At 71.4% G+C, this 24,698-nt stretch carries 21 protein-coding genes; 9 read left to right on the plus strand and 12 right to left on the minus strand.

Annotated features, from left to right (window positions below; genetic code table 11):
• Nucleotides 1-38: 38 nt before the first annotated feature.
• Together ACR3IO_RS15325 and ACR3IO_RS15330 are read right to left on the minus strand one after the other, a co-directional pair.
• Nucleotides 39-1,190 (minus strand): SLC13 family permease, encoded by a 1,152-nt coding sequence (locus ACR3IO_RS15325; RefSeq protein WP_434072086.1) that lies wholly within the window; start codon nt 1,188-1,190, stop codon nt 39-41.
• Between the two features lie 61 nt (nt 1,191-1,251).
• Complete coding sequence (locus ACR3IO_RS15330; protein WP_434072087.1) at nt 1,252-2,442, minus strand: RimK family alpha-L-glutamate ligase; 1,191 nt, start codon at nt 2,440-2,442, stop codon at nt 1,252-1,254.
• Between the two features lie 17 nt (nt 2,443-2,459).
• Here ACR3IO_RS15330 and ACR3IO_RS15335 point away from each other — a divergent pair, with 17 nt between their 5' ends.
• Nucleotides 2,460-2,945 (plus strand): ATP-dependent zinc protease family protein, encoded by a 486-nt coding sequence (locus ACR3IO_RS15335; RefSeq protein WP_434072088.1) that lies wholly within the window; start codon nt 2,460-2,462, stop codon nt 2,943-2,945.
• An 84-nt stretch (nt 2,946-3,029) separates the two neighbouring features.
• On the opposite strand, the gene ACR3IO_RS15340 is transcribed toward ACR3IO_RS15335, so the two are convergent.
• Together ACR3IO_RS15340 and ACR3IO_RS15345 are read right to left on the minus strand one after the other, a co-directional pair.
• A complete protein-coding gene (locus tag ACR3IO_RS15340) occupies nt 3,030-4,412 on the minus strand; it encodes a hypothetical protein (protein WP_434072089.1) in 1,383 nt (460 codons plus the stop codon).
• Between the two features lie 47 nt (nt 4,413-4,459).
• Nucleotides 4,460-8,092 carry a proline dehydrogenase family protein gene (locus tag ACR3IO_RS15345; protein WP_434072090.1) on the minus strand — a complete coding sequence of 1,211 codons (3,633 nt, stop codon included), beginning with the start codon at nt 8,090-8,092 and terminating at the stop codon, nt 4,460-4,462.
• 156 nt (nt 8,093-8,248) lie between these two features.
• Here ACR3IO_RS15345 and ACR3IO_RS15350 point away from each other — a divergent pair, with 156 nt between their 5' ends.
• Both ACR3IO_RS15350 and ACR3IO_RS15355 read left to right on the plus strand, forming a co-directional pair.
• Entirely contained in the window at nt 8,249-9,247 is a 999-nt protein-coding gene (locus ACR3IO_RS15350) for a LysR family transcriptional regulator (protein ID WP_434072091.1), read from the plus strand.
• A 45-nt stretch (nt 9,248-9,292) separates the two neighbouring features.
• A complete protein-coding gene (locus ACR3IO_RS15355) occupies nt 9,293-9,691 on the plus strand; it encodes an META domain-containing protein (protein ID WP_434072092.1) in 399 nt (132 codons plus the stop codon).
• A 46-nt stretch (nt 9,692-9,737) separates the two neighbouring features.
• Here ACR3IO_RS15355 and ACR3IO_RS15360 read toward each other — a convergent pair whose 3' ends face one another.
• Entirely contained in the window at nt 9,738-10,157 is a 420-nt protein-coding gene (locus ACR3IO_RS15360) for a VOC family protein (RefSeq protein ID WP_434072093.1), read from the minus strand.
• A 58-nt stretch (nt 10,158-10,215) separates the two neighbouring features.
• A complete protein-coding gene (locus ACR3IO_RS15365) occupies nt 10,216-11,205 on the minus strand; it encodes a helix-turn-helix transcriptional regulator (RefSeq protein WP_434072094.1) in 990 nt (329 codons plus the stop codon).
• Nucleotides 11,206-11,265: 60 nt separating this feature from the next.
• Here ACR3IO_RS15365 and ACR3IO_RS15370 point away from each other — a divergent pair, with 60 nt between their 5' ends.
• Both ACR3IO_RS15370 and ACR3IO_RS15375 read left to right on the plus strand, forming a co-directional pair.
• Nucleotides 11,266-12,267 (plus strand): ATP-binding cassette domain-containing protein, encoded by a 1,002-nt coding sequence (locus tag ACR3IO_RS15370; protein ID WP_434072095.1) that lies wholly within the window; start codon nt 11,266-11,268, stop codon nt 12,265-12,267.
• A 61-nt stretch (nt 12,268-12,328) separates the two neighbouring features.
• Nucleotides 12,329-13,114 carry an ABC transporter permease gene (locus ACR3IO_RS15375; RefSeq protein ID WP_434072096.1) on the plus strand — a complete coding sequence of 262 codons (786 nt, stop codon included), beginning with the start codon at nt 12,329-12,331 and terminating at the stop codon, nt 13,112-13,114.
• Between the two features lie 82 nt (nt 13,115-13,196).
• On the opposite strand, the gene ACR3IO_RS15380 is transcribed toward ACR3IO_RS15375, so the two are convergent.
• On the minus strand, nt 13,197-15,638 hold the full coding sequence (locus ACR3IO_RS15380) for an adenylyl cyclase (RefSeq protein ID WP_434072097.1): 2,442 nt from the start codon (nt 15,636-15,638) through the stop codon (nt 13,197-13,199).
• A 274-nt stretch (nt 15,639-15,912) separates the two neighbouring features.
• On the opposite strand from ACR3IO_RS15380, the gene ACR3IO_RS15385 reads away from it, so the two are divergent.
• Complete coding sequence (locus tag ACR3IO_RS15385) at nt 15,913-17,628, plus strand: phytoene desaturase family protein (protein ID WP_434072098.1); 1,716 nt, start codon at nt 15,913-15,915, stop codon at nt 17,626-17,628.
• A gap of 125 nt (nt 17,629-17,753) precedes the next feature.
• On the opposite strand, the gene ACR3IO_RS15390 is transcribed toward ACR3IO_RS15385, so the two are convergent.
• Nucleotides 17,754-18,113 (minus strand): DoxX family protein, encoded by a 360-nt coding sequence (locus ACR3IO_RS15390; RefSeq protein WP_434072099.1) that lies wholly within the window; start codon nt 18,111-18,113, stop codon nt 17,754-17,756.
• A gap of 151 nt (nt 18,114-18,264) precedes the next feature.
• On the opposite strand from ACR3IO_RS15390, the gene ACR3IO_RS15395 reads away from it, so the two are divergent.
• Nucleotides 18,265-18,693: a winged helix-turn-helix transcriptional regulator gene (locus ACR3IO_RS15395; RefSeq protein ID WP_434072100.1), complete on the plus strand. Its 429-nt coding sequence runs from the start codon at nt 18,265-18,267 to the stop codon at nt 18,691-18,693.
• A gap of 57 nt (nt 18,694-18,750) precedes the next feature.
• Here the strand turns inward: ACR3IO_RS15395 and ACR3IO_RS15400 are convergent, their stop codons facing one another.
• Nucleotides 18,751-19,113: a hypothetical protein gene (locus ACR3IO_RS15400; RefSeq protein WP_434072101.1), complete on the minus strand. Its 363-nt coding sequence runs from the start codon at nt 19,111-19,113 to the stop codon at nt 18,751-18,753.
• A 67-nt stretch (nt 19,114-19,180) separates the two neighbouring features.
• Here ACR3IO_RS15400 and ACR3IO_RS15405 point away from each other — a divergent pair, with 67 nt between their 5' ends.
• Both ACR3IO_RS15405 and ACR3IO_RS15410 read left to right on the plus strand, forming a co-directional pair.
• The gene (locus ACR3IO_RS15405) at nt 19,181-19,801 is read left to right on the plus strand and encodes an SRPBCC domain-containing protein (protein WP_434072102.1); all 621 of its coding nucleotides are present in this window, start codon (nt 19,181-19,183) and stop codon (nt 19,799-19,801) included.
• A 63-nt stretch (nt 19,802-19,864) separates the two neighbouring features.
• Entirely contained in the window at nt 19,865-20,959 is a 1,095-nt protein-coding gene (locus ACR3IO_RS15410; protein WP_434072103.1) for an AI-2E family transporter, read from the plus strand.
• A gap of 10 nt (nt 20,960-20,969) precedes the next feature.
• Here ACR3IO_RS15410 and ACR3IO_RS15415 read toward each other — a convergent pair whose 3' ends face one another.
• From ACR3IO_RS15415 to ACR3IO_RS15425, 3 genes are all read right to left on the minus strand, one after another.
• A complete protein-coding gene (locus tag ACR3IO_RS15415) occupies nt 20,970-21,533 on the minus strand; it encodes an acyl-CoA thioesterase (protein WP_434072104.1) in 564 nt (187 codons plus the stop codon).
• A gap of 159 nt (nt 21,534-21,692) precedes the next feature.
• Nucleotides 21,693-22,847 (minus strand): bifunctional 2-methylcitrate synthase/citrate synthase, encoded by a 1,155-nt coding sequence (locus tag ACR3IO_RS15420; RefSeq protein ID WP_434072105.1) that lies wholly within the window; start codon nt 22,845-22,847, stop codon nt 21,693-21,695.
• Nucleotides 22,848-22,933: 86 nt separating this feature from the next.
• A complete protein-coding gene (locus tag ACR3IO_RS15425) occupies nt 22,934-24,604 on the minus strand; it encodes a hypothetical protein (RefSeq protein WP_434072106.1) in 1,671 nt (556 codons plus the stop codon).
• Nucleotides 24,605-24,698 lie beyond the last annotated feature (94 nt).

Below are 24,698 nucleotides of genomic sequence, written 5' to 3' on the forward strand. Positions count from 1 at the left end.
GCGGCTGAGACCGCGGGCACGACCGACGGCGCCCCGCGTCACGACGTGAACGCGAGCGCCAGCGTCGCCGACGTGACGACGAGGGGTGCGACCACGAGGCCCAGCAGCATGAACTTCGGCCACGAGATCTCGACGCCCGTCGACACGAGTCGCGAGTGCCAGAGCAGCGTCGCCAGCGAGCCCCACGGCGTGACGATCGCCCCGGCGTTCACGCCGATGAGCAGCGCGATCATGCGCACGGGGTCCTCGGCGAAGGGCTCCAAGGCGAGGTAGGCGGGCAGGTTGTTGACGAGGTTCGCCGAGACCGCCCCCGCCCCCGCGAGGCGGAGGAGGTCGAGCGGTCCCTCGCCGGTGCCCGCGATGGCGGCGAGCACGTCGGTCGCGCGTACGGCGTGCAGCGCCTCGACCGCGAGGAACAGCCCGGACGCGAACACCACGAGCTGCCACGGCACGAGCCCGACGTTCAGCACCTCCGGGCGGCGCACCGCGAACGCGAGCACGAGCACGACCGCCGCGACGGACGCGGGGATCCACACCTCGATGCCCGAGACGAGCAGGGGCACGAGCAGCAGGAGGGTGACCGCGGCGACCCCGAAGAGCACCCGGTCCTCGGGCGGATGCGCCGTCTCGGGCTCGAACCGGGCGAGCAGCTGCCGCGGGCGCGTGACGAAGATCACGACCGCCGTCACCGCGATCGCGACGACGGCCGGCGCCGCGGCCAGGGCGGCGAACTGCAGCGGATGCAGGTCGAGCCGCTCCGCGGCGAGCAGGTTCGTGAGGTTCGACACGGGAAGCAGGAGCGAACCCGTGTTCGCGATCCACACCGTCGTGAGCGCGAACGGGATCGGCGAGATGCGCGCGTGCGCCGCGAGCGCCACGACCACGGGCGTGAGCAGCACGGCCGTCGTGTCGAGCGAGAGGAAGATCGTCGACGCCGTCGCCAGCACGAGCACGAGCAGCCAGAGCACGATCGCGCGTCCGCGCGCCAGGGCCGCCAGGCGCTCGGCGATCACCCGGAACAGCCCGGCTTCGGCCGCGAGCTCGGCCACGATCGTGACGGCGACCACGAACCCGAGGATCGGCAGCACCCGACCGGCGAGCTCGGCCAGGGCCTCGGGCGTGAGGACGCCGAGGATCGCCGCCGCGGCTCCGACCGCCAGCAGCACTCCGCCGACGATCGCGATGCGCACCGGACGACGTTACCCCGTGCCGGCGTGCGTCGAGGACGGGTCGCCGGGTCGCGGCATCCGCTCAGCTCTCGGGGATCGGTTCCTTGGGCAGGCGACGCACCTTCGCGCGGCGCTTGCGGCGCTCGGGGATCATCGAGCGCATCTCCTCGAGCCGGCCGAAGCACAGCAGGCGGTCGCCCGACTCGAGCACGACGCTGCCGCGCGGGTTCGGGATCACGTTGGCGCCGCGGTGCAGCGTGAGCACGCTGATGTCGCGGTCGGCGAGGCCGGACTCGCGCAACGGCTTGCCCACGAGGTCGGCGTTGCCGTGCACGAGGAGCTCGGCCACGCCGTAGCCGGTCGAGACCGTGAGGCGCTGGCGCACGTCGATCTCGGGGAACGCGACCTGGTTGGCCATGTAGTCGATGATCGCGCCGGCGACGTCGAGGTTCGTCGCCGTCTCGATGCCCTGCAGGCCCGGCGAGGAGTTGACCTCCATGACGAGCGGGCCGTCGTTGCCCTCGAGCATGTCGACGCCCGCGACCTTGAGACCCATGATCTGCGCCGAGCGCACCGCCGCGAGCTCGTACTCGGGGTCGAGCTCGACGGGCTCGACCGTGCCGCCGCGGTGCACGTTCGAGCGGAACTCGTCGCCGCTGGCGACCCGGCGCATGGCCGCGACCACGCGGTCGCCGACGACGAGGGCGCGGATGTCGCGGCCACGGCTCTCGGCGATGAACCGCTGGATCAGCACGTTCTGCTTCGTCGAGTGCAACGTCTCGATGATCGCCTCGGCGACCTTGACCTGCGGGGCGAGGATCACGCCGATGCCCTGGGTGCCCTCGAGGAGCTTGATCACGACGGGCGCGCCGCCGACGCGCTCGATCGCGGGGCGCACATCGGCACGGTCGCGCACGAACGCGGTCGCGGGCATGCCGATGTTGTGGCGCGAGAGGATCTGGTTCGCGCGGAGCTTGTCGCGCGCGTTCGTGATGCCGTTGGCGGTGTTCGGCGTGTAGACGTCCATCTGCTCGAACTGGCGCACCACGGCGGTGCCGAAGTAGGTGATGGAGTTGCCGATGCGGGGCAGGATCGCGTCGTAGTCGCTCAGCTGGCGGCCGCGATACTGCAGGTCGGGGTCGGTGCCGGTGAGGTCGATCGCGAACCGCAGCGTGTTCAGCACCTTGACCCGGTGCCCGCGCTGCACGGCCGCAGCGCGGAGTCGTTGGGTCGAGTACGCCTGCGGGGCACGCGAGAGAATCGCCAGTTTCAAGGTCAGCCCCTGCCATGATGGTTCGAGTGAGAGAGCCAGACCATTCAAGCACCATCGCAGGATGGCGCGAGTGGGCGAGCCTTCCCGAGATCGGCGTCGACTGGATCAAGGTGAAGCTCGACACGGGAGCGCGAACGTCCTCGCTGCACGCCTTCGACGTCGAGGAGTTCGAGCGCGACGGCGAGGCCTGGGTCCGCTTCGGCGTGCGCCCGTGGCAGAACTCCGACGACGACGGGGTCGTCGTCGAGTCGAGGGTGCACGACCGGCGGCAGGTGCGCAGCTCGTCGGGTCACTCCGAGGAGCGCATCGTGGTGCTGCTCGACCTCGTCCTGCTGGGGCGCAAGGTCGAATCCGAGGTGACCCTCAGCAACCGCGACGAGATGGGCTTCCGCATGCTCATCGGCCGCGAGGCGCTGCAGCACGGCTTCCTCGTCGCGGCGGGCGAGTCCTTCCTCGGCGGGCGCGCACCCCGCGTCATCCGCCGTCAGAACCGCGGCCGCTGACCGTTCGAGAGCCCCGGCCCGGTGGGTGCAGCGGCCTGCGGCGCACGCCGGACGCTCATGCGAGGCCCGCGGCATCCGAAGCCGTCAGAAGCGGCCGTAGGCCAGTTCGCCCCGCTGGCCCGCGAGCTCGGCGAACCGGGCGACCAGCCGCATCCGGCGCCGCCGCGCGGCGACGAAGCCCCAGATCGAGAGGCCCAGGGCGACCGCGCCGACCACCGCGATCGTCGTGGCGAACGGGATCAGGCCGGCCTCGGCTTCGGTCGCGATCATCGCGACACCGAGGAGCAGCCCCATGCCGCCGAGCGTCGACCCCGTGAATGCCCCGATCATCAGCAGCCGATTCGACGGGTCGAGGGCGAGTTCGAGGAATGGAGCGGCCAGCCCCCGCGGTCGCCGTGCCGGATCGGCGTCGAGCCAGCGTGCACCGAGCTCGCTCAACCGCCGGACCCGTCGGTCGGCTGCCGCCGCCCACACGAGGAGCGCGGCGAATCCGATGAGCAGCGACCAGCCCATGAGCGAGAGCGCGCCGACCGGCGGGCCGGAGAAGGCACCGACCACCGCCCAGACGCACGCGACGGCGAAGGCAACGACGGCCAGCACGAGCACGAGCACCGCCGTCACGGCGACCCGCCCGGCAGCATCCGGTGCATCCGCGATCACGCGGCGCGCGTCCTCGTCGTCGGCATCCAGCGCGGACACGAGGGCCAGCAGGCGCCGTCCGTCGTCGGTCTCGGGGGCGCCGGTGTCCGCGTCGAGGACGGCGGCGGCCACCACGGACCGCGAGCCCGGCTCGGCAGGCGCGGCGGCGGAGGCTGACGCGGGGGTCGCGGCGGCATGAGGCTCGACACCCTCGCGCTCGGCGACGACGGCTCCGGTGGACACGTCCTCGAGCGCCTCGATGATGTGGCCGAGCTCGATGAGCAGCGCCTCGCGTCCGACCGCGGCCGCAGCGAGGTTCGCGTGCGTGTCTCCGCGCAGCAGCTCCGCCTGCGCGCTGCCGCCGGATTCGGTGGAGGGCAGGCCGGATCGCTCGACGAGGACTCGCAGCGCGCGCACCTCGTCGAGGGAGAGGCCCCGGAACGGCCGACTGACCACGAGCAGCCGAGCCGACGGGCCTGCGTCGGAGACGAGACGGTACAGCAGGGCCTGCGCCGCGCCGTTGTCCGAGATCGATCGCGTCACTCGCGCGATGCTCGTGAGCGGCACCTCCGTCGAACGGATGCGCACGGTGCCCCGCTCGACGTCGACGACGACCCCCGGGAACATGAGGAGCATCACGACGGACACGATCACGGCCGTGGCGACGGCCATCAGCACCCAGGCGGCGACGAAGCGCCACGCGAACGACTCGGGGAAGACCCAGACGACGAGGCCCGTCGCCGGAAGGCCGACGAGCACCGACATGAGCAGGAGCGTGCGCGGTGAACGCCGCACGGGGGCGCCGAGGCGCTGGATGGTGACGGGCATCGGCCCATTCTGCCCCAGCGCGCCCGGCCGCCTGGCCGCCCGACGCGTCAGATGACGCCGTCGGTGATCGTCGTCGGGTTGCCGAACCGGTGGTTCGTGATCGAGATCGCCTGCTCGTGCAGGAACGGGAGCAGCTCGACCCGGCCCGACGGGGTCACGGGGTGCGACCACACCGCGACATCCGGGGTCCCGTCGAGTGCGACGGCGAGGCCCGACGGCTCGCCGCCCACGAGACGCACGCGCGAGGCGCCCACGCCCTGCTTGGACACCCGGGAGAGCCAGGTCGCGTCACCCTCGCGGACGATGTCGACACCCTTGGTCGCGAGCAGCTGACGCGCCCGCTTCGGAAGCTCGTGCGCGGTCGAGATGGTGAGCGGCGCGTTGGCGAGCAGGCCGGCGGCGATCACGCGGATGCCCTCGGCGAGCGTCGCCGCCTCCCCGATGCGCACCGTCACGGGCAGCGCACGGTAGCGGAACACGTTGCGCTCGGCGCCCACGCCCGACACGTCCTTGACCGTGCCGTACTCCTCGGCCCACGCGATCTGGTCGGACAGCGCCGAGCGGCGCAGCACCTCGAACGCCTCGAACCCGATCGAGGACTGCGACGCCTCGATGAGATCGGAGACGCGCTTCTCGAGCCCGCGCAGGTGCAGCGACTCCGAGGTGACGTCGTGGCGCGGCATCCAGTCACCGAGGCCGAACAGGTAGTTGGGACCGCCGGCCTTGGAGCCCGCGCCGACCGCCGACCGCTTCCAGCCGCCGAACGGCTGGCGCTGCACGATGGCCCCCGTGATGCCCCGGTTGACGTAGAGGTTGCCCGCCTCGACGTGGTCGAGCCAGAGCGCGACCTCGTCGGAGTCGAGCGAGTGCAGGCCGGCCGTGAGGCCGTAGTCGACGGCGTTCTGCATGCGGATCGCCTCATCGAGGTCCTTGGCGTGCATGACGCCGAGCACCGGGCCGAAGAACTCGGTCAGGTGGAAGTACGACCCAGCAGTGACGCCGGTGCGCACGCCGGGCGACCAGAGCCGGCCGGTGCCGTCGAGGCGCTTGGGCTCGACGAGCCATTCCTCGCCGATGCCGAGCTGCGTGAGGGCGTGCTCGAGCTTGCCGCCGGCGGGCTCGACGAGCGGGCCCATCTGGCTGGTGGCGTCCTCGGGGTAGCCGACCTTGAGCGACATCGTCGCGTCGACGAGCTGTCGCATGAACCGCTCGGACTTCGCGACCGAGCCCACGAGGATCACGAGCGAGGCGGCAGAGCACTTCTGCCCGGCGTGCCCGAACGCGCTCTTCACGACGTCGGATGCCGCGAGGTCGAGGTCGGCCGACGGCGTCACGATGATCGCGTTCTTGCCGCTCGTCTCGGCGAGCAGCGGCAGGTCGGGGCGGAACGAGCGGAAGAGCTGCGCCGTCTCGTACGCACCGGTCAGGATGACCCGGTCGACCGCCTGGTGGCTGACGAGGCGGCTGCCGAGCTCGCGCTGGGTGAGGTCGACGAGCACGAGCAGGTCGCGCGGGATGCCGGCCTCCCACAGTGCCTCGACCATGACCGCGCCGGAGCGCTGGGCGAGCTTGGCCGGCTTGATGATGACGGCCGAACCCGCGGCGAGCGCGGCGAGCACGCCGCCCGCGGGGATCGCCACCGGGAAGTTCCACGGCGGGGTGACGACGGTGACCCTGGACGGGACGAACTCGGCGCCCTGCACGTGGTCGAGCTCGCGGGCGCGCTCGGCGTAGTAGTGCGCGAAGTCGATGGCCTCGCTGATCTCGGGGTCGGCCTCGGCGATGGTCTTGCCGGTCTCGGCCGCCATCACCTCGATGAGGCGGTCGCGGTTCGCGGCGAGCGCGAGGCCCGCGCGGTGCAGCACGGCGGCGCGCTCGTCGCCGGAGCGCTCGCCCCAGGCGCGTCCGCGTTCGGCGGCGACGGCGATCACGTGGTCGAGGGTCGCGGCGTCGGAGATCGCGGCGGCCGCGACGGTGTCGATGCCGAGCCTCGAGTCGGGCACCCTGGCGAGGATGCGGCGGCCCCAGTCGCGGTTCGCGGCGAGGGCCGGGTCGGTGTCGGGCTCGTTGCGGAAGCCGGGGGTCACCCCGGAGCCCGCGGGCGCCGGGGCGCTGTCGAGTGCCGTGGCGCCGTCGAACAGGTCGGTGCCGTCGCCGAGGCTCCCGCGACGGATGCCGAGCACGACGCTCGTGAGCGACTCGTCGCCCCCGTGCTCGCTGCCGGGCGCGGGCGCGTCCTTGGGCTCCATGGCCGCGGCGTAGGACTCCTCGGTCCACTCGGTGCGGCGGTTCTGCGTGCGGTTGGGGGCCGGCGGGGTCGGGTCGGCCTCGAGGGCGGCGAGCGACGCGAGGTAGCGGCGCATCTCGCGGTCGAAGAGCGGCTCGCTCGCGGCGAGGTCGAACACCGCCGACATGAAGTTGTCCTGGCTGGCGTTCTCCTCGAGGCGGCGCACGAGGTAGGCGATCGCGACGTCGAACTCGCTCGGGTTCACGACGGGCGTGTAGAGGAGCAGGTTGCCGACGTCGCCGCGCACGGCCTCGGCCTGGCCGGTCGCCATGCCGAGCAGCATCTCGAACTCGATGCGGCCGGTGACGCCGCGATCGACGGCGGTGACCCAGGCGTCGGCCACGTCGAACAGGTTGTGCCCGGCGATGCCGAGCTTCACGGCGTCGGTGCGCTCGGGCGTCATCGCCCAGCGCAGGACGCGCTTGTAGTTGGTGTCGGAGTCCTGCTTGGTGCCGTACGTGGCGAGGGGCCAGCCGTGGACCGCGGCGTCGACGTGCTCCATGGCGAGGTTCGCGCCCTTGACGACGCGGACCTTGATCGGGGCGCCGCCCTGCGCGCGCCGCTCGGTCGCCCAGGCGTTGAGGTGCTGCATCGCGCCGAGCGCGTCGGGCAGGTAGGTCTGCAGCACGATGCCGGCCTCGAGGCCCTTCAGCTGCGGCTGGTCGAGCAGCGCGGTGAAGACGGCGATCGTCAGGTCGAGGTCGCGGTACTCCTCCATGTCGAGGTTGATGAACTTGGCCTTGCCCCTGGCCTCGTTCTGCGCCGCGAGCTCGTAGAGCGGCGTGAGCTTGGCCACGACCTTGGCGACGGCCTCGTCGAAGGACCACATCGAGAGCTGACTGACGACGCTCGACACCTTGATGGAGACGTAGTCGACGTCGTCGCGGGCGAGGAACTCGGTGGTTCCGCGCAGGCGCCGATCGGCCTCGTCCTCGCCGAGCACGGCCTCGCCGAGGAGGTTGAGGTTCAGGCGGTTGCCCGACTCGCGCAGGTGCGAGATCGCGGGCCCGAGCTTGGCGGGCGTGGCGTCGAGCACGAGGTGGCCGACCATGGCGCGGAGCACCCGGCGCGCGATGGGCACGACGACCCACGGCAGCACGGGGGCGACGACGCCGCCGACGCGGATCGCCGCGCGCAGGTACCAGGGCAGGAACGCCGGGGTGAGCTTCGCGACCTGCGCGAGGTTGCGTCCGGCCACGCCGAGGTCTTCGGGACGCATGACGCCGTCGACGAATCCGACGGTGAAGGCGAGGCCGTTCGGGTCCTTCAGCACGCCGGCGAGGCGCTCGGCCGAGACTTCGGCGGGGTGCTCGGCGCTCTCGGCGAGCCAGCGTCGCACGAGGGCGACGACCCGATCGGTGGTGGGCGCGGCGAGCGTGACGGGGTCCGGCATGGTCACGAGGGTAGTGTCCTTTTCTTCGGGCGCTCCGGGGATCGCTGCGCCTGTCGGGTTAAGTGTGCGCTGGCGACATCCATTCGGTAAAGCGAATGAATCTGACGGATACTGTTCAGCAGAACCGAATGATCGAATGGATGCCGGAGGCCGCCGATGCTCGATGTGCGACGCCTGCGCCTGCTCGTCGAGCTGAGCCAGCGCGGCACCCTCGCCGCGGTCGCCGAGGCGCTCGCCTACAGCCCCTCGTCGGTGTCGCAGCAGCTCAGCCAGCTCGAGCGCGAGGCCGGGGTGCCGCTGCTCGTGCAGGTCGGGCGGCGCGTGCAGCTCACCCCGCAGGCCGAACTCCTCGTCGGGCACGCGAGGGCCGTGCTCGACCGGCTCGAGGAGGCCGAGGCGGATGTCGCGCGCTCGCTCACCGACGTCGGCGGAACCGTGCGCATCGCGGTCTTCCAGTCGGCCGCCCACGCCATGGTGCCGCAGACGCTCACGCTGCTGCGCGCCGAGCACCCGAGCCTGCGCGTCGAGGTGACGGAGCGCGAACCCGACGCCGGCCTGTTCGAGGTGGCCGCGCGCGACTTCGACCTCGTCATCGCCGAGCAGTACCCCGCGCACACCCGCGCGCACCGCGACGACCTCGACCGGGTGCACCTCGCCGCCGATGCGATCCGCCTCGCGCTGCCGCCGCACCCGTCCCACCCGTCGGGCGCCCCGTCCCCCGGCACGCGCGAGGTCACGCGGAGCGACGCCTCCGACGGCTCGAGCGAGCGGTTCGCGCGACCTCATGAACCGCGCGCGGCCCTCGCGGCGGCCAGCGGCATGCCGTGGGTGCTCGAGCCGAAGGGCACGGCCTCACGGGACTGGGCCGAGCAGCTCTGCCGGGAGGCCGGGTTCGAACCCGACGTGCGCTTCGAGACGGCCGACCTCATGGCGCACATCCGCCTCATCCGCACGGGCAACGCGGTCGGCCTCCTGCCCGACCTGGTCTGGGCGGGCGAGGCGCCGAGCGTCGCGCTCGTCGACCTGCCGGGGCATCCGCAGCGCGAGGTCTTCACGTCGACCAGGCTGGCCGCCGCCGCCCGACCGGCCGTGGTCGCGTGCCGCGACGCCCTGACCCGGGCGGCCGCCGCGACCGCGACGCCGGCCGCCCGCTGACCGGAACGCTGGCGCCGCGCCGACCATCGGGTCTACCCTCCGATCATGGGTGGGATGCGAAAGATCACGATCGCCGCGGGTGCGGTTCTGGGGCTGCTCCTCTTGTCGGGATGCGCGGGTGAGGACGGTTCGGCCAGGGGCGGGTCGATCGACCCGGCCGGCACCTGGGGAGACACGTCCGACACGACGGCGCCGTCGCTCGAGCTCGAGGACGACGGCAGCTTCAGCGGCACCGACGGGTGCAACCAGCTGAACGGCTCGTGGAGCGTCGACGAGGCCGATCACGTGCAGTTCGAGGATGTCTCCTCGACGATGATGGCGTGCGACGGCGTCGACACCTGGCTCGTCGGGCTGAGCCAGGCGACGGTCTCCGACGACACGATGACCGTGCTCGGCCAGGACGGCTCCGAGATCGGCACCCTGCAGCGCACCGACGACGACTGACCTCGCCGGCTCCTGACCCGGCAATGGCGGTCGCCGGGGCGAACCGTCACGCCTGTTCGTGCATCCACGGGGTGTAGCTGACGCCCACCAGCAGCCCCTCGGGGCTCATCAGGCGGGACGTGGTCTGCCCCCACGGCTCGTCGTGCGCGCCGACCAGGATCTCGTGTCCGGCCGCGCGCAGTTCGTCGACCGCCTCGGCGACCGCGGCCGGCGAGGCGACGTCGAACTCGACCCACGCCTGCGGCGTCGGCAGCGACGCCGGCCACTCGGTGGTGCCGAACGTCGCCTCGGCGGCCTGGCTCAGCGGCCAGATCGCGAAGGCCTTGACGCCCGGCAGGTCTTCGGTGTGGAAGTAGCCGGGCGCGTTCTCGTGGAAGCCGATGCCGAGCGCACCGCGCCAGAAGTCGAGCGATGCCGAGTCGGCCGTGCCGATGGGGCCGAAGCCCGCGACGAACGAGATGTCCATGCGGCCATGAAACCCCGGCCCGCCGACATCCGCCACCCGTCCCGATCGGACGCCGGGCTCACGACCGGGCGGCCGCGGCGAAGCGCCCGGCCTGCTCGGCGAGGAACGCCTGCACCTCGGGCGACCCCTCGACCCGGTAGGCGACGCCGCGCGGCATCCACATGAGGGCCATGACGAGGTTCTCGACCGAGTCCGCCTCGAGCGGCCACGCGCAGGTCGAGGCGTCGACGGCCACGACGTCGCGGCCGTACCAGCCGAGGTGCGCGACGAGCTCCTCCTTCGGCAACTCGGCCACCACGGTCGCCGACACGCTCCGCACGCGCCAGCGCAGCGCCCGCTCGACGCGCTCGCGCGCGGCCTCGTCGGTCATCGGCCTCGCGTCGAAGTGCACGCGGGTCTGGAAGACGTCGCTCATGCGATCCAGTCGGAAGGTGCGCCAATCGTCGCGGTCGCGGTCGAATGCGAGCAGGTACCAGCGCCGGGCGACGGGAACGAGGCGGTACGGCTCCACCACCCGGGCGGATGCCTCGCCCGCGGCATCCGTGTACCGGAACCGGAGCCGCTCGGCGTCACGGCACGCGAGCGCGAGCAGCCCGAGCAGTTCGGAGTCGACCTCGGGCGCGGGGCGGGCCGAGCGCGCCGACCCGACGCCGCCGGTGCCGACCGCGGCGTGCGACTGCAGCGCCTCGATGCGACGACGGAGCGCCGCCGGGAGCACCTGCTCGATCTTCGCGAGCGCGCTGAGCGTCGTGTGCTCGGCGCCGCGGAGGCCCGCGGTCGCCTGGGACCGGAGGCCGACCGCGATGGCCACGCCCTCGTCGTCGGTGAGCAGCAGGGGCGGCAGGCCGGTGCCCGCCTCGAGCCGGTAGCCCCCGGCGCTCCCCCGCAGCGACTCGATGCCGTAGCCGAGGACGCGCAGCCGCTCGACGTCGCGGCGCAGCGTGCGATCGCTCACGTCGAGCCGGTCGACGAGTTCGCGCGCCGTCCAGTGCCGGTGGCTCTGCAGGAGCGAGAGCAGTTCGAGCGTTCTCGAGGTGGTTGCGGCCATATCTGAAGTATCTCGCCAATGCGGACAGAAGGTGACCGCATTGCGGAGAAGAGTGCAGGTATGACGAACCAGATGATCACCGCGCAGGGCCTCACGAAGACGTTCCGCTCCAAGGGAGCCACCGTCGAGGCCGTCCGTCCGCTCGACCTCTCCGTGCGAGAGGGCGAGCTCGTCGCGTTCCTCGGCCCGAACGGCGCCGGCAAGTCCACGACGCTCCGCATGCTCACGACCCTGCTCCCGCCCACGTCGGGCGATGCGACCGTCGCCGGCTGCGACATCCGCTCGGATGCCGCAGGCGTGCGCCGCCGCATCGGCTACGTCGGGCAGGGCAACTCCGGCGGGCACACCCAGCGCGTGCGCGACGAGCTGCTCGCGCAGGGCGCGTTCTACGGCCTCGGCCGCCGCGAGACCCGGGTCCGCGCCGACGAGCTCATCGAGTCGCTCGAGCTCGGCCAGGTCGCGGGCCGCACCGTGCAGGCCCTCTCCGGAGGGCAGAAGCGCCGGCTCGACATCGCGCTCGGGCTCATCCACCGCCCGGCGCTGCTCTTCCTCGACGAGCCCTCGACGGGCCTCGACCCGCACAGCCGGGCCAACCTCTGGGAGCACATCGTCGACCTGCGGCGCTCGACCGGCACGACCATCTTCCTGACGACGCACTACCTCGACGAGGCCGACCAGCTCGCCGAGCGCGTCATGGTCATGGACCACGGCGCCGTGATCGCCGACGACACCGCGACCGCGCTGAAGGCGTCCCTCGCGGGCGACCGGGTCACCCTGTCGTTCCCCTCGACGGCGGATGCCGCGGCGGCGGCCGCCCGCGTCGGCGGCGAGCTCGTGGCGGGCGACCCGCGCACGATCGCCCTCGTCGCGCAGGGCGGGGACCGTGCGCTCCCCGCGTGGATCCGCGAGCTCGACGACGCCGGCCTCGAGGTCGTCGCGGCGACGCATCGGCAGCCGACGCTCGACGACGTGTTCCTGGCCCTCACGGGGCGGAGCCTCCGCGAGGAGGCGGCCCACGCCGAGGCATCCGCGCCCGAATCGGCCGAGGCCGTCGCCGCATGAACCGCAGCCGCGTCACCTCCGGCGCCGCCACTCGACCGACGAATCACGAAGGAGCAGTCTCATGACCACGACCATCGATCCCACCGCCCGCCCGACGGGCTTCCTCCGCGACACCGCCGCGGTCTACGTGCGCGAGACGCGTCCGCTCGTGCGCGACCCGTTCAGCGTGATGTTCTCGCTCGTGCAGCCGCTCGTCTTCCTCGGTCTGTTCGGCCCGCTGCTGGTCGGCGCCTCGGGCGGCGACGTCGCGGGCACCCTGCAGTGGTTCGTGCCGGGCATCCTCGTCATGGTCGCCCTGTTCGGCACGGCGTCCACCGGCGCGAACCTGCTCTTCGAGATGCAGACCGGATCGCACGAGCGCACGCTCGTCGCCCCGCTCTCGCGGAGTGCGCTGCTCGTCGGCCGGGCCCTGAAGGAGGTCGTGCCGCTCGTCATCCAGGGCACGATCGTGGTGCTCGTCGCCGTGCCGTTCGGCTTCAGCCTGAATGTGCCGGGGCTCGTCGCCGGCCTCGCCGTGCTCGCGGTCTTCGGCATCGGCTTCGGCGCGCTGAGCTACGCGCTCGCCCTCGCGTGCCGCAACCGGGACTGGATGTTCTGGATGGTGCACCAGACCCTGCTGTTCCCGCTCATGATCCTGTCGGGCATGCTCCTGCCGCTCGAGGACGGTCCCGAGTGGATGCAGGTCGCCGCGGCGATCAACCCGCTGAGCTACCTCGTCGATGCCGAACGCGCACTGCTCAGCGGCGACTTCACCGACCCGAACGTGCTCGGCGGCGTGATCGCGGCCGTCGTGACGTGCGCGATCGGCGTGTTCGTCGGCGTGCGGTCGATGCGCCGGGCGCGCTGACCTGCGCGAACGACGGAGGGGCGAGCGGATGCGACATCCGCTCGCCCCTCGTCGGTGCGGGGCCCCTGTCGGGGTCAGCGCACTACTTGCAGGTGCTGCCCGTGTACGGGGCGGGGTAGGTGGAGTACTTGCCCACGCCGTCCTTCCACGTGTAGCCGGCGACGGTCGCCTTGCCGTCGGCGACCTTCTTGCCGACCTTCCACAGGTAGGTCACCGTCGCACCGGGTGCGACCTTGGTGAACTTCACGGTGCCCTCGTCGGTGGTGAGGCGGATGTCCGCGGCGAGCGCCGCCCGATTCACCGCCGAGACGACGATGTACGCCTTCTCGTCGAGGCACTGCGTGTGCGCCGCGACGTCGAGGGGCACGTCGGGCACGACCACGATCGCGACCGTGCCGGTCCAGGACGCCTCGGTCGAGACGTTGCCCGCGGCATCCGTGGCCCGTGCGAGCACGGTGTGGGCGCCGTTGCCGACCTCGATCGGGCCGGTCACGGCCTGCCACGCGGCGGCGTCGACCTTGACCTCGAGCGACGGCGGCGGCGTGTAGTCGTCGGTGCCCGTGATCGTGAGCACGACCTTCGACGAGTACGTGCCGTTCGGGCCGGGCGCACCCGGGTCCGCCGCGATCGCGACCGTCGGGGCCGTGGTGTCGGCCGGCGGGTAGGACACGAGCTGCGGCGAGGCGAACGAGCCCACCGCGGGAGCGCCGGCGTCGTTCACGATGTGCTCGATGCCGCCCGTGCCGTTCAGGAACACGCTCGTCATCGACTCGAACCGCACGTCGGCCGACTTCGGCGTCTGGATGCCGCTCGCGACGCGGATGTCCTGGCCGCCGTTGATCGTCTGGTCGAAGAACGAGTAGACGCCGAGCCCCTGTGCGAGGTGCGAGGTGACCCCGTCGGCGACGCGGTACGACGCGAAGCCCTTGCGGTCGCCGTCCATGTAGGCCGCCTGGGTCGGCGGGTCGTACGGGATCTCGCTCTGGTAGAAGATCGTGCGTCCGCCGTCGCCGTTCCAGATCACCTGGTTCTTCTGGTAATGCTCGACGAACAGGCCGAGTGCGGTCACGTCGTCGCCGTTCACGATCACGCCGTGGTCGCCGGTGTTCGCGTCCCACGCGACGCCGTCGCCGTGGTCGGCGCGCCAGGCCCAGATGTGGTCGAGCAGCGTGTTCGGGCTGTTGACCTCGATCGAGGTGGTCGCCTTGCCAGCCCATGGTCCGCCGACGCGGATGAACACGTCGGTGAGCGTGGTCGGGTCGGACGCGTCGGATACGGATGCCCCGTCGGGACCGACCTTCACGAGGACGTCGGAGTTCGTGGTGCCCGCGTCGACCGTGAGGCCGGCGATCTTCACGCCCGAGACATCCGCGACCTCGATGGCGGCGTTGCCCGCGGTCGGGACGAGCGAGGCGTAGCCGAGGCCGAGCACGACGGTGTCGGCGTCCTCGACCTGCAGGGCCTCGTCGAGCTCGTAGACGCCCGGCGTGACGAGCAGGTCGAGGCCGCTCGCGAGCGCCGCGTTGAGGTCGGCGGCGGTGTCGCCCGGCTTCGCGATGAAGAAGTCGGAGAGGTCGAGGCTGTCGCCGGCCGCGGCATCCGTCGACCAGTCGTGGCCGCGGGTGTCGGCCTTCGCCTTGGGCACGAAGACCTTGTAGTCGTCGCCGTCGAGGTAGAGGAACGGCGACTCGCGGTTGATCGGCGTCTCGTCGACGACGGTCTTGTTGCCGGTGCCGCCGTTCGCCGTGGGGCCGAAGTCCTGGGCCGGGGCCCCCTCGACGCCCGAGAAGACCATGTTCCAGACGCCGCCGTCCCACGTGCCGACGGTGGAGTTGCGCGTGAACCACTGCTGCTGCGACCCGGTGACGATCTTGCCGTCGACCTTGGAGTTGGCGAGGTATCCGCCGGAGGCGTACTCGCCCACGCGGCCGAACAGCGTCAGGTCGCCCTGGATGTGCACGCGGCGCAGGGGTGCCGCCTGCGAGACCGCGAACCGCATCTGGTGCGGGTCGGTCACGCCGCTCGGGAACGGACGGTCGGCGTCGACGCCGACGGGCCGCTGGATGGGGTTGATGCTCACGTTGCTGAGCGAGCGCCAGAACCGCGTGAGCGAGCCGGGCTGCTGGCAGTCCCAGGGGTTCGCCTCGCACTGGCGCACGGGCTCGACGTGGATCGCGCCGTTGATGGTCACGTCGTCGGGCGAGGCGCCGAGGCCGGCGACGGCCTGGTAGTACCCGAGTTCGGAGTTGACGATGCCCGTCGCGGTGGACGGATCGTTCTGGCCCGCGGCGCTGCCGTACGTTCCCGGCTTGAAGAAGAACTGGTGCCGGTCGGCACTGAACTCCTCCTCCTGCGAGGCGGCCATGAGCGCCGCGTTGATGTCGTCGACCGACCAGGTCTCGTCGAAGATCGTCACGTTGGGCCCGAAGTCGGGCTCTGCTGCGGCGGCGGCGGATGCCGTCACGGTCACTCCTCCTGCGACCAGGGCCGCGATGGCGACACCCGATCCGATTCGTCGTGTCATGCCGGCGACCCCGGCATGACGCGTGCGTTGCGTCGTCACATGTTCTCCCTTGAACGGCGGTCGGCGGTGCCCCGCGGTCGACCGGTGGATCTCTTGCGATGGTGCACGCCGTCGCCGTCGTCGGCGCGGTCGCATTCGTCACCCTAGCGAAAAGTTACTTACCTGTCAGTAAGCAGTTTGGAACATGACACCGGATGCCGCGGGCGCACGTCTCGACGCCACCAGGAGCGGATGCCGCAGCAGCAGCCGCCCCCGTTTCGCCTACGCTCGTGAGATGCCCCTCTCCAGCACCGAGCACGACGTCGTGATCGTCGGCGGCGGACACAACGGCCTCACCGCAGCCGCCTACCTCGCCCGCGCCGGACGGCGCGTGCTGCTGCTCGAACGCGACGACCACCTCGGCGGCGCGGCCGTGTCGGCGCAGGCGTTCGACGGGGTCGACGCCCGCCTCTCGCGGTACTCGTACCTCGTGAGCCTGCTCCCCCAGCGCGTCATCGATGACCTCGACCTCGACATCCGCCTCGTGCGACGCCGCTTCTCGTCGTACACCCCCGACCCCCGCGATCCGTCGCGCGGACTGCTCATCGACGCCGACGCGGGCCCGGCGGCATCCGCCGAGGCCTTCGCACGCGTCGGGGCCGAAGCGGATGCCGCGGCCTGGGCGTCGTTCTACGCCGACACCGCCCGGGTCGCCGAGCGCCTCTTCCCCACGCTGACCGAACCGCTGCCGACGCGCACGGAGGCCCGTGCGCTCATCGACGACGACCGCATCTGGTCCGAGCTCGTGGAGCAGCCGCTCAGTGGCGCGATCGACGCGCGCTTCGCCGACGACCTCGTGCGTGGCGTCGTCGCGACCGACGGCCTCATCGGCACGTTCACCGAGCTCGACGATCCGGCGCTCGACGCGAACCGCTGCTTCCTGTACCACGTGATCGGCGGCGGCACCGGCGACTGGGACGTGCCCGTCGGCGGCATGGGCGCCGTCACGGGCGAGCTCGCACGCGCCGCACGCGCGGCGGGCGCCGAGCTCGTCACGGGCGCCGAGGTGACGGCGGTCGACGCCGACGCCGGCGTCGTGCGCTACCGGCTCGACGGCGATGACCACGAGGCGACGGCCGGCACCGTGCTCGCCAACGTCGCCCCCGCCGTGCTCGACCGCCTGCTCGACGCGGGCGCCGACGCGGCGGCCGCGGCCGCCGCCGCAGCGGCGCAGGCGACGCTCGCGGCATCCGCGATCGCCCCCGCCGTGCAGTCCCCGTTCGTGCCCGACGTGCCCGTCGGGCTGCCGGCGGTCGTGCGCGAGCGGCTCAGGCACCTCGCCGAGCCCGAGGGAGCACAGGTGAAGGTCAACCTGCTGCTCACCCGCCTGCCGCGCCTGCGCGACGCGTCGGTCGCGCCCAAGGCCGCGTTCGCGGGCACCTTCCACATCAACGAGCTCGAGAGCCAGCTCGCCGCCGCGTATCGCACCGCGGCTCGCGGCGAGGTGCCCTCTCCGCTGCCGTGCGAGATCTACTGCCACACGCTGAGCGATCCGTCGATCCTCGCGCCCGAGCTCGCCGAGGCCGGCTGGCACACGCTCACGGTCTTCGGGCTGCACGTGCCGCACCGGCTCGTCGAGCGCCTCGGCAACGACCGGCTCCGGGAGCGGCTGCAGCGCGAGGTGCTCGCCTCGCTGGACTCGGTGCTCGCCGACCCCATCGAGGGGCTCATCGCGACGGATGCCGCGGGCCGGCCCTGCATCGAGACGAAGACGACGCTCGACCTCGAGCACGCGCTCGGCATGCCCGGCGGCAACATCTTCCACGGCCCGTTGTCGTGGCCGTGGGCCGAGCCGGGCGACACCCTCGCGACGCCCGCGCAGCGGTGGGGCGTCGCGACGCGGCATCCGCGCGTGCTCGTCTGCGGCTCGGGAGCCGTGCGCGGCGGCGCCGTGAGCGGCATCGGCGGGCACAACGCCGCCATGGCGGTGCTCGAAGCGTCCGCCGGCTGATCGACCGTCCGCTCAAGCGCTGATCCGCAGCCCGCGTGCATCGGATTGCAGGAGATCAGGCGCCATCCCGCCTGTGAGCGAGGACATCGCCCGATCTCCTGCACCGGCGCGCGCAACCGGCCGGATCAGCCGAGGAAGACCCAGCCGAGCCCGACGAGGAGGGCGAACACGCCGAGCACGATGCTCGGGACGGCGGTCTCGTGGCGCTTCACGTGGATGCCGGTGCCGACCGCCATCGTGAGGGCGAGGGCGAACGCGGAGACCGGGGTCAGCCACGGCAGGATGCCGGTCGCGGCGGGCAGGATGAGCCCGAGCGCGCCGAGGAACTCGAGGATGCCGACCGTGCGCGCCTGGCCGTCGGAGAGGTCCTCCATGTAGCCCATCTTCTCGACGAGCTTCTCGCGCGGGGTGAGGCTCTTCATGGTGCCGGCGGCGAGGAAGACGAGGGCGAGCAGCCCGGTGGCGATCCAGAGGGCGATGATCATGGGGTTCTCCAAAGAAAGTCGGTTACGATCAGTGCGTGACGCACGATCGGTGACTCTAACCCAGCGCCGCCCCGCACTTCACCGTGCGTCACGCACCTCGAGGTGCGTGACCCCCTGCGGCACCCGCCGACGCCCGACCCGAAAGGCCCCCATGACGATCACGGATGCCGCGCTCCGCCTCGACCCCGACCTCGACGCCTGCTCGACCGCGCCGATCGACCCGTGCGGCGCCGAGAGCAGCGAGGCGCGCGTCATCCGCGACGTGCTCTCGCGGGTCGGCGACAAGTGGAGCCTGCTCGTCATCCGGATGCTGCACGACGGGCCGCTGCGCTTCACGCAGCTGCAGCGCAGCATCGACGGCATCTCGCACCGCATGCTCACGCAGACCCTGCGCAACCTCGAGCGCGACGGGCTCGTGTCGCGGACGAGCTACCCCGAGATCCCGCCGCGCGTCGAGTACGCGGCGACCGAGCTCGGCCGCTCGCTCGCGCTGCCCGTGCTCGGACTGGTCGAGTGGGCCTCGGGCAACCACGCGAGCATCACGACCGCACGTGACGCGTTCGACGCGGCGCGCGACTGAGGCCTGCCACGGGGAGCGACGCCGACGAGACCGGCGCCGCATCGGCGACCAGCCAGATCAGACGACGAGGAAGAGCTGCCCGAAGACGAGGGCCGCGATGATGAAGATGACGATGATGCCGCCGACGATCGACAGCGTCTTCACCGACAGGTGCGCGACGGCGTAGCCGACGAGGAACGGCAGCGCCACCAGGAAGATCGTGACGATCCACCAGAAGGCGGTGTACCCGCCCTGGCTCGTCTCGTCGAGCCGGCCGGAGAACAGCTGCTGCGTGCTGGGATGCGTGGCGAAGGCGAAGGCACCCGAGAGCGGGATCATGATGAAGGCCGCGACGACGAGCCCCGCAAGGAACCCCCACAGCCCCGACTTGCCCTCGTCGACGTGCATCGCCTCTTCGTGGTGCTGCGTCTTCGAACTCATGCCGCCAACTCTAGTAGTAGGAGGCTCGCGGGTTTAGCCTGAAAACACCGAGTATCGGGGGGCGAAGATGACCGTGAAGCCGACTGGCCACTATCAGCTGAGGGGCGACGGGCTCTACATCGAGTTCGACCGGTTGTTCCACGCCCCGATCGAAGACGTCTGGTACAGCCTCACGAATCGCACCGCGATGAAGGCGTGGATCGGTACGTACACGGGCAGCCCGGCCACGGGCGCCGTGCGGTTCCGCATGAACGCCGAGGAGGGCTACGCCGAAGACGAGGGCTGGGAGGCCGTCAGCATCCTCTTCTGCGACCCGCCCCACCACTTCGTCGTCGACGGCGGCGGCGGGGCCGGGCAGCGCATGCGGCTCCTCTCGAACCTCACCGAGCGGGGCGGCATGACCGCGCTCTCGTTCGGCCAGCGCATCTACCCCGACACGGATGTCGCGAGCATCGGGCCGGGATGGGACTACTACCTCGATCGGCTCACCGCCGCGCGCACCGGCGCGCCGATGCCCGACTGGTCGGCCTACCATCCGGCCTTCACCTCGTACTATCGCGACCTGCCGGTGCCGCATCCACCACGCGCCACGGACGCCGATGACGCACCGGACGTGGCCGGCGACGAGGCCTCCGGCGTGTCGCCGGTCGCCGAGGCCGAAGGGGCGGCCTCCGTCGGCAACGCCTGATCGCCGAAATCCGTTCGGCGCGGGGCATGCCGCGCGCGGCATCCGCACCCCTAAACTGACGCCGTGAACACGGTAGAGCGAATGCGGCGGCGCGAACCTTCCGACTCGAGCGGTTCGTTCTTCGCGAACCATCCGTTGAGGTGGGGCTTCATCGTCACACTCGGCGTGCTGCTCGCGCTCCTGCTCGGCATCACGATCTCGAACCTGCAGAGCGTGTTGCTCTCGGTGTTCATCGCCGCCTTCGTCGCGCTCGGCCTCGACCCGCTCATCCGGTGGTTCGAGCGACGCGGGCTGAAACGCGGCATGGCGATCCTCGTCGTGATCCTGCTCTTCGTCGGCGTGGCCGTCGCGATCGTGTGGATCCTGGTGCCGCCGGTCGTCGAGCAGGCCGTCAGCCTCGTGAAGAACATCCCCGCGATGGTCAAGAACGCGCAGGACGCCGGCTGGTACGACCAGGTCAACGACGCGACGAACGGCGTGCTGGCGACCGTGGTGAAGGCCGTCGAGGACGCGCTGTCCGACCCGAACCTCTGGGCCACGATCGGCGGCGGCGCGCTCGCATTCGGCGCCTCGGTCATCGGCGCGATCTCGACCGGCTTCTTCGTGTTCGTGCTGTCGATCTACTTCATCGCCACGCTCGACTCCACGAAGCAGGCCTGCTACACGCTGATCCGCAAGTCGAACCGGGCGCAGATCTCCGACCTCGCCGAACGCATCATGCTCTCGGTCGGCAAGTACCTCAGCGGCATGGTCATCCTCGCGTTCATGAACGCGACCTATTCGACGATCCTGCTGGTCCTCGTGGGCGTCCCCTACGCCCTCGTCATCGGCGTCGTCGCGTTCTTCGTCACGCTCATCCCGCTCATCGGTACCGTGCTCACCACGATCCTCATGACGATCATCTCGCTGTTCGTCTCGCCGACGGCCGGCCTCATCGTCCTGATCTTCATGCTCGTGTACATGCAGGTCGAGGCCTACATCCTCACGCCGAAGGTCATGGGCAAGGCCGTGCAGGTGCCGGGCACGATCGTGCTCATCTCGGCGCTCGCGGGCGGCACGCTCCTCGGCCTGCTCGGCGCCCTCGTCGCCATCCCGATCTCGGCGGGCATCCTGCTCATCATCCGCGAGATCGTGATCCCGAAGCAGCAGCGGCTCTAGGCCGGTCCCGCTAGGCCCAGGTCGACGGCGCCTCGGCGCGGGTGGCCGGCAGCGCGACATCCGCGCCCCATCGCTCGATCCACTCGGGGAGCCCGTCGCCCTCGACGGTGCCGAAGGCCTCGATGAGCTCCGGCACCGGCACGATCCCGCCGGACTTGCGCAGGAACCGCCCGCGGATGAAGCCGGTCGCGTAGATCTCGGGCGTCCCGTCGGCACCGGGCCGCACGAAGCGCTGCTCGACGTAGACGGCCTTGTCATCGAATCCGAGGATCCGCGACTCGATCGTGAAGCGCTGCCAGAGCTGCAGCGACTTGCGGAACGTGATCGTCTCGCTGGCGACCACGGGGTACCAGCCCTTCTCGCGCATGATGCGCCAGACCCCGTTGCGCACGAGCATGTCGAACCGCGCGACATCCATGATCGAGAAGTACACGCCGTTGTTCATGTGCCGGTTGATGTCGAGATCGGTCGGCAGCGTGATGAAGTCCGTGCGCGCGACCTCGTAGTGCTCCAGGTCGGACTTGCGGCGCGAGAGGAACAACACGTGCAGCAGCGTGCGGAAGAACATGTGCATGGTCGACGACTGTACGACGATTCCGTGGTCGATTCCCCGACATTGGCGGGTCGCCACAGCGCGTGAGCGGATGCCGCGCGCCCGGCTTGTGGGATCTGGGAACGTCCGCGACGCGAACCCGCCGGCCCGAGCTGCCCGAGGCCGGCGGGTTCGCGGCCGTCAGGCGTCGTCGGTCGAGGCGGGCACGTGCCGCTCGTCGGGCCCGTTGTAGACCGAGAGCGGGCGGATGAGCGCGTTCGACGCGAGCTGCTCCATGATGTGCGCGGTCCACCCGGTGACCCGGCTGGCGACGAAGAGCGGCGTGAACGTCTCGGTGTCGAATCCCATGAGGTGGTACGTGGGGCCCGCCGGGTAGTCGAGGTTCGGCTTGATGTTCTTGCGCTCGCCCATCGTCGTCTCGAGGGCGACGTAGAGCTCGAGCAGGTCGGGCCGGTCGTAGTACTCGACCATGCGCTCGAGCGCGTCGCGCATCGTGGGCACGCGCGAGTCGCCGTTCTTGTACACGCGGTGGCCGAAGCCCATGATCTTGCGCTTCTCGGCGAGGGCCGCGTCGAGCCAGGCGACGGCGCGGTCGGCGCCGCCCTCGCCCGGGCCGATCTCCTCGAACGCGTGCATGACGGCCTCGTTCGCGCCTCCGTGCAGCGGGCCCTTGAGCGCGCCGATCGCCCCGGTGACGGCCGAGTACAGGTCGGCGAGCGTCGATGCGATGACTCGGGCCGTGAACGTGGACGCGTTGAACGAGTGCTCGGCGTACAGGATCATCGACACGTCGAATGCGCTGACCACGGGCAGTTCGGGCAGCTCGCCGAACGTCTGCCAGAGGAAGTTCGCCGAGTAGCCAAGGTCGCCGCGCGGCTCCACAAACTCCAGCTCGTGCCGGCGCCGCTGGGCGTAGGACACGATCGAGGGCAGCTTCGCGAACAGGCGGATGGACTTCTCGAGGTTCGCCTCGCGCGAGTCGTCGGGGGTCAGCGGGTCGATGGCGCCGATGACGCTCACGGCCGTGCGCACGACGTCCATGGGGTGCGCAGTGAGGGGCAGTTCATCGATGACGCGCTTGATGGCGTGGTCGAGTCCGCGCTGGGAGCGCTCGAGCTCCTCGAACTCGGCGAGCTGGCGCTCGTCGGGCAGTTCGCCGTGCCAGAGCAGGTAGGCGACCTCCTCGAAGGTCCTGGACGCCGCGAGCTCCTGCACGGGGTACCCGCGGTACAGCAGCGAGTTCGTGTCGGGGTTCACCTTCGAGACCGCCGTGTAGTCGACGGGGACTCCGGCGAGTCCCTTGTAGATCTCGGGTGCCTGCTGCTGATCGCTCATCGTGCTCCTCGTGAGTGCTGGCGGGGCGGCGCCACGATGCGCACGCCACCCAAGCCTACGACCACGGGGACGCGGGGGGCCGATGGTCAGCGGAGCCGCACGCGCGCCGTCGGGGCGCTCTCGAGGGTGACCGGGTCGGCGCCGCTGAGGGTTCCGGTGACGCGGACCGAGATCTTCGAGTACAGGTCGCGGATGCCGAGGCGGTAGGTCGACGCCGTCGCGCCGGGGATCGCCTTGCCGTTGCGCTCCCACTGGTAGGAGAGCGAGACCCCGTCGGGAGTCCACGCTCCGGCGTCGGCGGTCAGCCGTGCGCCGAACCTGGCCGCGCCCGCGATCACCGGAACGGAGCCCTCGATGACGGGCGACTCGTCGACGATCGGCACGGCGACGCCGTCGGTGCGGCATTCCGCCGCGGCAATGAACCGGAGGTTGTCGACGAGCAGCACGGAGTCGAAGAAGTCGTCGCTGATGTCCATCACCGACACGATGACGTCGGTGTACCCGTCGCCCGCGACCGACCCGGCGCCACTGAGCGGCACGTTCACCTCGAGCGGCGGCGACCAGCCGTTCACCCGCCAACCGGGTTCGGGCGAGAGCCCGAGCGGGGTACGGGCGTCGATCACGCGACCTGCAGGGCTGGCGGCGTGGTTGTTCGGCGGGTTCCCGTCTTCGGCGTCGTCGAAGACGGGACTCTCGACGGTGAAGTAGTCGATGGAGCCCGGTTCGAACGGGTAGTCGAGCGCGCTCGGGTAGTCCTCGGTTCCGAACATGACGTCGAGCGCGAGGCACGCCGCACCCGGAGGCGGCGCGACCGTCAACCGGAGGCGCGTCTCATCGCTCTGGTCGAAGAACTCGAAGGGGGCGGAGTCGATGTCGGTCGAGAGCTCGATCGCGGCGTCACCCGGTTCGATCGCCTCGGCCGCGACGCCGGTCGAGAGCACGGCGTAGCTGTCGCCGGCCGTCGGGAAGCCGCGGATCGGGCGTGTGCCGACCGCGATCGCCTCGGGCTTCACGAACGGCACCGGGAGGAACCCGTCGAGGCGGTCGCTGATGTGCGTCTCGTCGTCGGGATCCATCGACTCGAGCAGGGCTCCGATGCCCGCCACAGGCTCGCTGCTGGTGTATCCGCCGATGCTCGGCCACTCGCTGTAGCCGGCCTTCTTCGGGATGACGGCGACGAGCAGCGACTGCGGCGGCACGCCCAGGCGGTACGTCGCCGAGGTCGCACCCGGGATCGGCACGCTGCCGAAGAGCCACTGATAAGCGAAGGCGTCGGGTGCGGGCGACCACGACCCGGGGTGCACGGTGGAGATCGACCCCTGCTCGCCCAGCCCGGTCACCCTCGGGGCATCGTCGATGTCGACGGTGAAGGACAGCGCGGGGATGTCGAGGTCGAAGTCGACGACGGAGCTCGCCCCGGCCCCCACCTCGACCACGGCGGCGGACGCGAACGACGTGCCGCCCCCGGACCACTCGGTGGCGCGCGACTCGGTCACCGCCGAGAGGCGGTACGAGCCGGCCGGAAGCGCGAGGTCGAAGGCGCCGTCGGCCGAGGTGAGCTCGATCGCGACCGGCGAGGCCGGCTGGTCGGAGCGGTATGCCGCCACGATCGCGGCCGCGAGACCGAGGTCGGAGTCGGCCTGCACTCCCGTGACCGTGCCATGCAGGTGCGCGGCCTCCGCCGCCGCGGCCGGCGATGCGAGCCCGAGCACGGCGACGAGCGGCACCGTGACGAGCGCCACCGCCATGCCGAGCATCCGGCTCCTCCGGAAGGGGGACGGACGACGAGACTGCTGAACTGGCATGGGATCGCTCCACGTCGTCGAGGTCGGATCGGCAGTCGGGTTCGAC

It is taken from the genome of Agromyces sp. Marseille-Q5079, from assembly GCF_051016555.1.
GTDB lineage: Bacteria > Actinomycetota > Actinomycetes > Actinomycetales > Microbacteriaceae > Agromyces.

Excerpts from the sequence above, each read along its gene's own strand:
- ACR3IO_RS15335 (WP_434072088.1), top strand. The coding sequence starts at position 2,460 with ATGGTTCGAGTGAGAGAGCCAGACCATTCAAGCACCATCGCAGGATGG.
- ACR3IO_RS15340 (WP_434072089.1), bottom strand. The coding sequence starts at position 4,412 with ATGCCCGTCACCATCCAGCGCCTCGGCGCCCCCGTGCGGCGTTCACCG.
- ACR3IO_RS15345 (WP_434072090.1), bottom strand. The coding sequence starts at position 8,092 with ATGCCGGACCCCGTCACGCTCGCCGCGCCCACCACCGATCGGGTCGTC.
- ACR3IO_RS15350 (WP_434072091.1), top strand. The coding sequence starts at position 8,249 with ATGCTCGATGTGCGACGCCTGCGCCTGCTCGTCGAGCTGAGCCAGCGC.
- ACR3IO_RS15355 (WP_434072092.1), top strand. The coding sequence starts at position 9,293 with ATGGGTGGGATGCGAAAGATCACGATCGCCGCGGGTGCGGTTCTGGGG.
- ACR3IO_RS15360 (WP_434072093.1), bottom strand. The coding sequence starts at position 10,157 with ATGGACATCTCGTTCGTCGCGGGCTTCGGCCCCATCGGCACGGCCGAC.
- ACR3IO_RS15365 (WP_434072094.1), bottom strand. The coding sequence starts at position 11,205 with ATGGCCGCAACCACCTCGAGAACGCTCGAACTGCTCTCGCTCCTGCAG.
- ACR3IO_RS15370 (WP_434072095.1), top strand. The coding sequence starts at position 11,266 with ATGACGAACCAGATGATCACCGCGCAGGGCCTCACGAAGACGTTCCGC.
- ACR3IO_RS15375 (WP_434072096.1), top strand. The coding sequence starts at position 12,329 with ATGACCACGACCATCGATCCCACCGCCCGCCCGACGGGCTTCCTCCGC.
- ACR3IO_RS15380 (WP_434072097.1), bottom strand. The coding sequence starts at position 15,638 with ATGACACGACGAATCGGATCGGGTGTCGCCATCGCGGCCCTGGTCGCA.
- ACR3IO_RS15385 (WP_434072098.1), top strand. The coding sequence starts at position 15,913 with ATGCCCCTCTCCAGCACCGAGCACGACGTCGTGATCGTCGGCGGCGGA.
- ACR3IO_RS15390 (WP_434072099.1), bottom strand. The coding sequence starts at position 18,113 with ATGATCATCGCCCTCTGGATCGCCACCGGGCTGCTCGCCCTCGTCTTC.
- ACR3IO_RS15395 (WP_434072100.1), top strand. The coding sequence starts at position 18,265 with ATGACGATCACGGATGCCGCGCTCCGCCTCGACCCCGACCTCGACGCC.
- ACR3IO_RS15400 (WP_434072101.1), bottom strand. The coding sequence starts at position 19,113 with ATGAGTTCGAAGACGCAGCACCACGAAGAGGCGATGCACGTCGACGAG.
- ACR3IO_RS15405 (WP_434072102.1), top strand. The coding sequence starts at position 19,181 with ATGACCGTGAAGCCGACTGGCCACTATCAGCTGAGGGGCGACGGGCTC.
- ACR3IO_RS15415 (WP_434072104.1), bottom strand. The coding sequence starts at position 21,533 with ATGCACATGTTCTTCCGCACGCTGCTGCACGTGTTGTTCCTCTCGCGC.
- ACR3IO_RS15420 (WP_434072105.1), bottom strand. The coding sequence starts at position 22,847 with ATGAGCGATCAGCAGCAGGCACCCGAGATCTACAAGGGACTCGCCGGA.
- ACR3IO_RS15425 (WP_434072106.1), bottom strand. The coding sequence starts at position 24,604 with ATGCTCGGCATGGCGGTGGCGCTCGTCACGGTGCCGCTCGTCGCCGTG.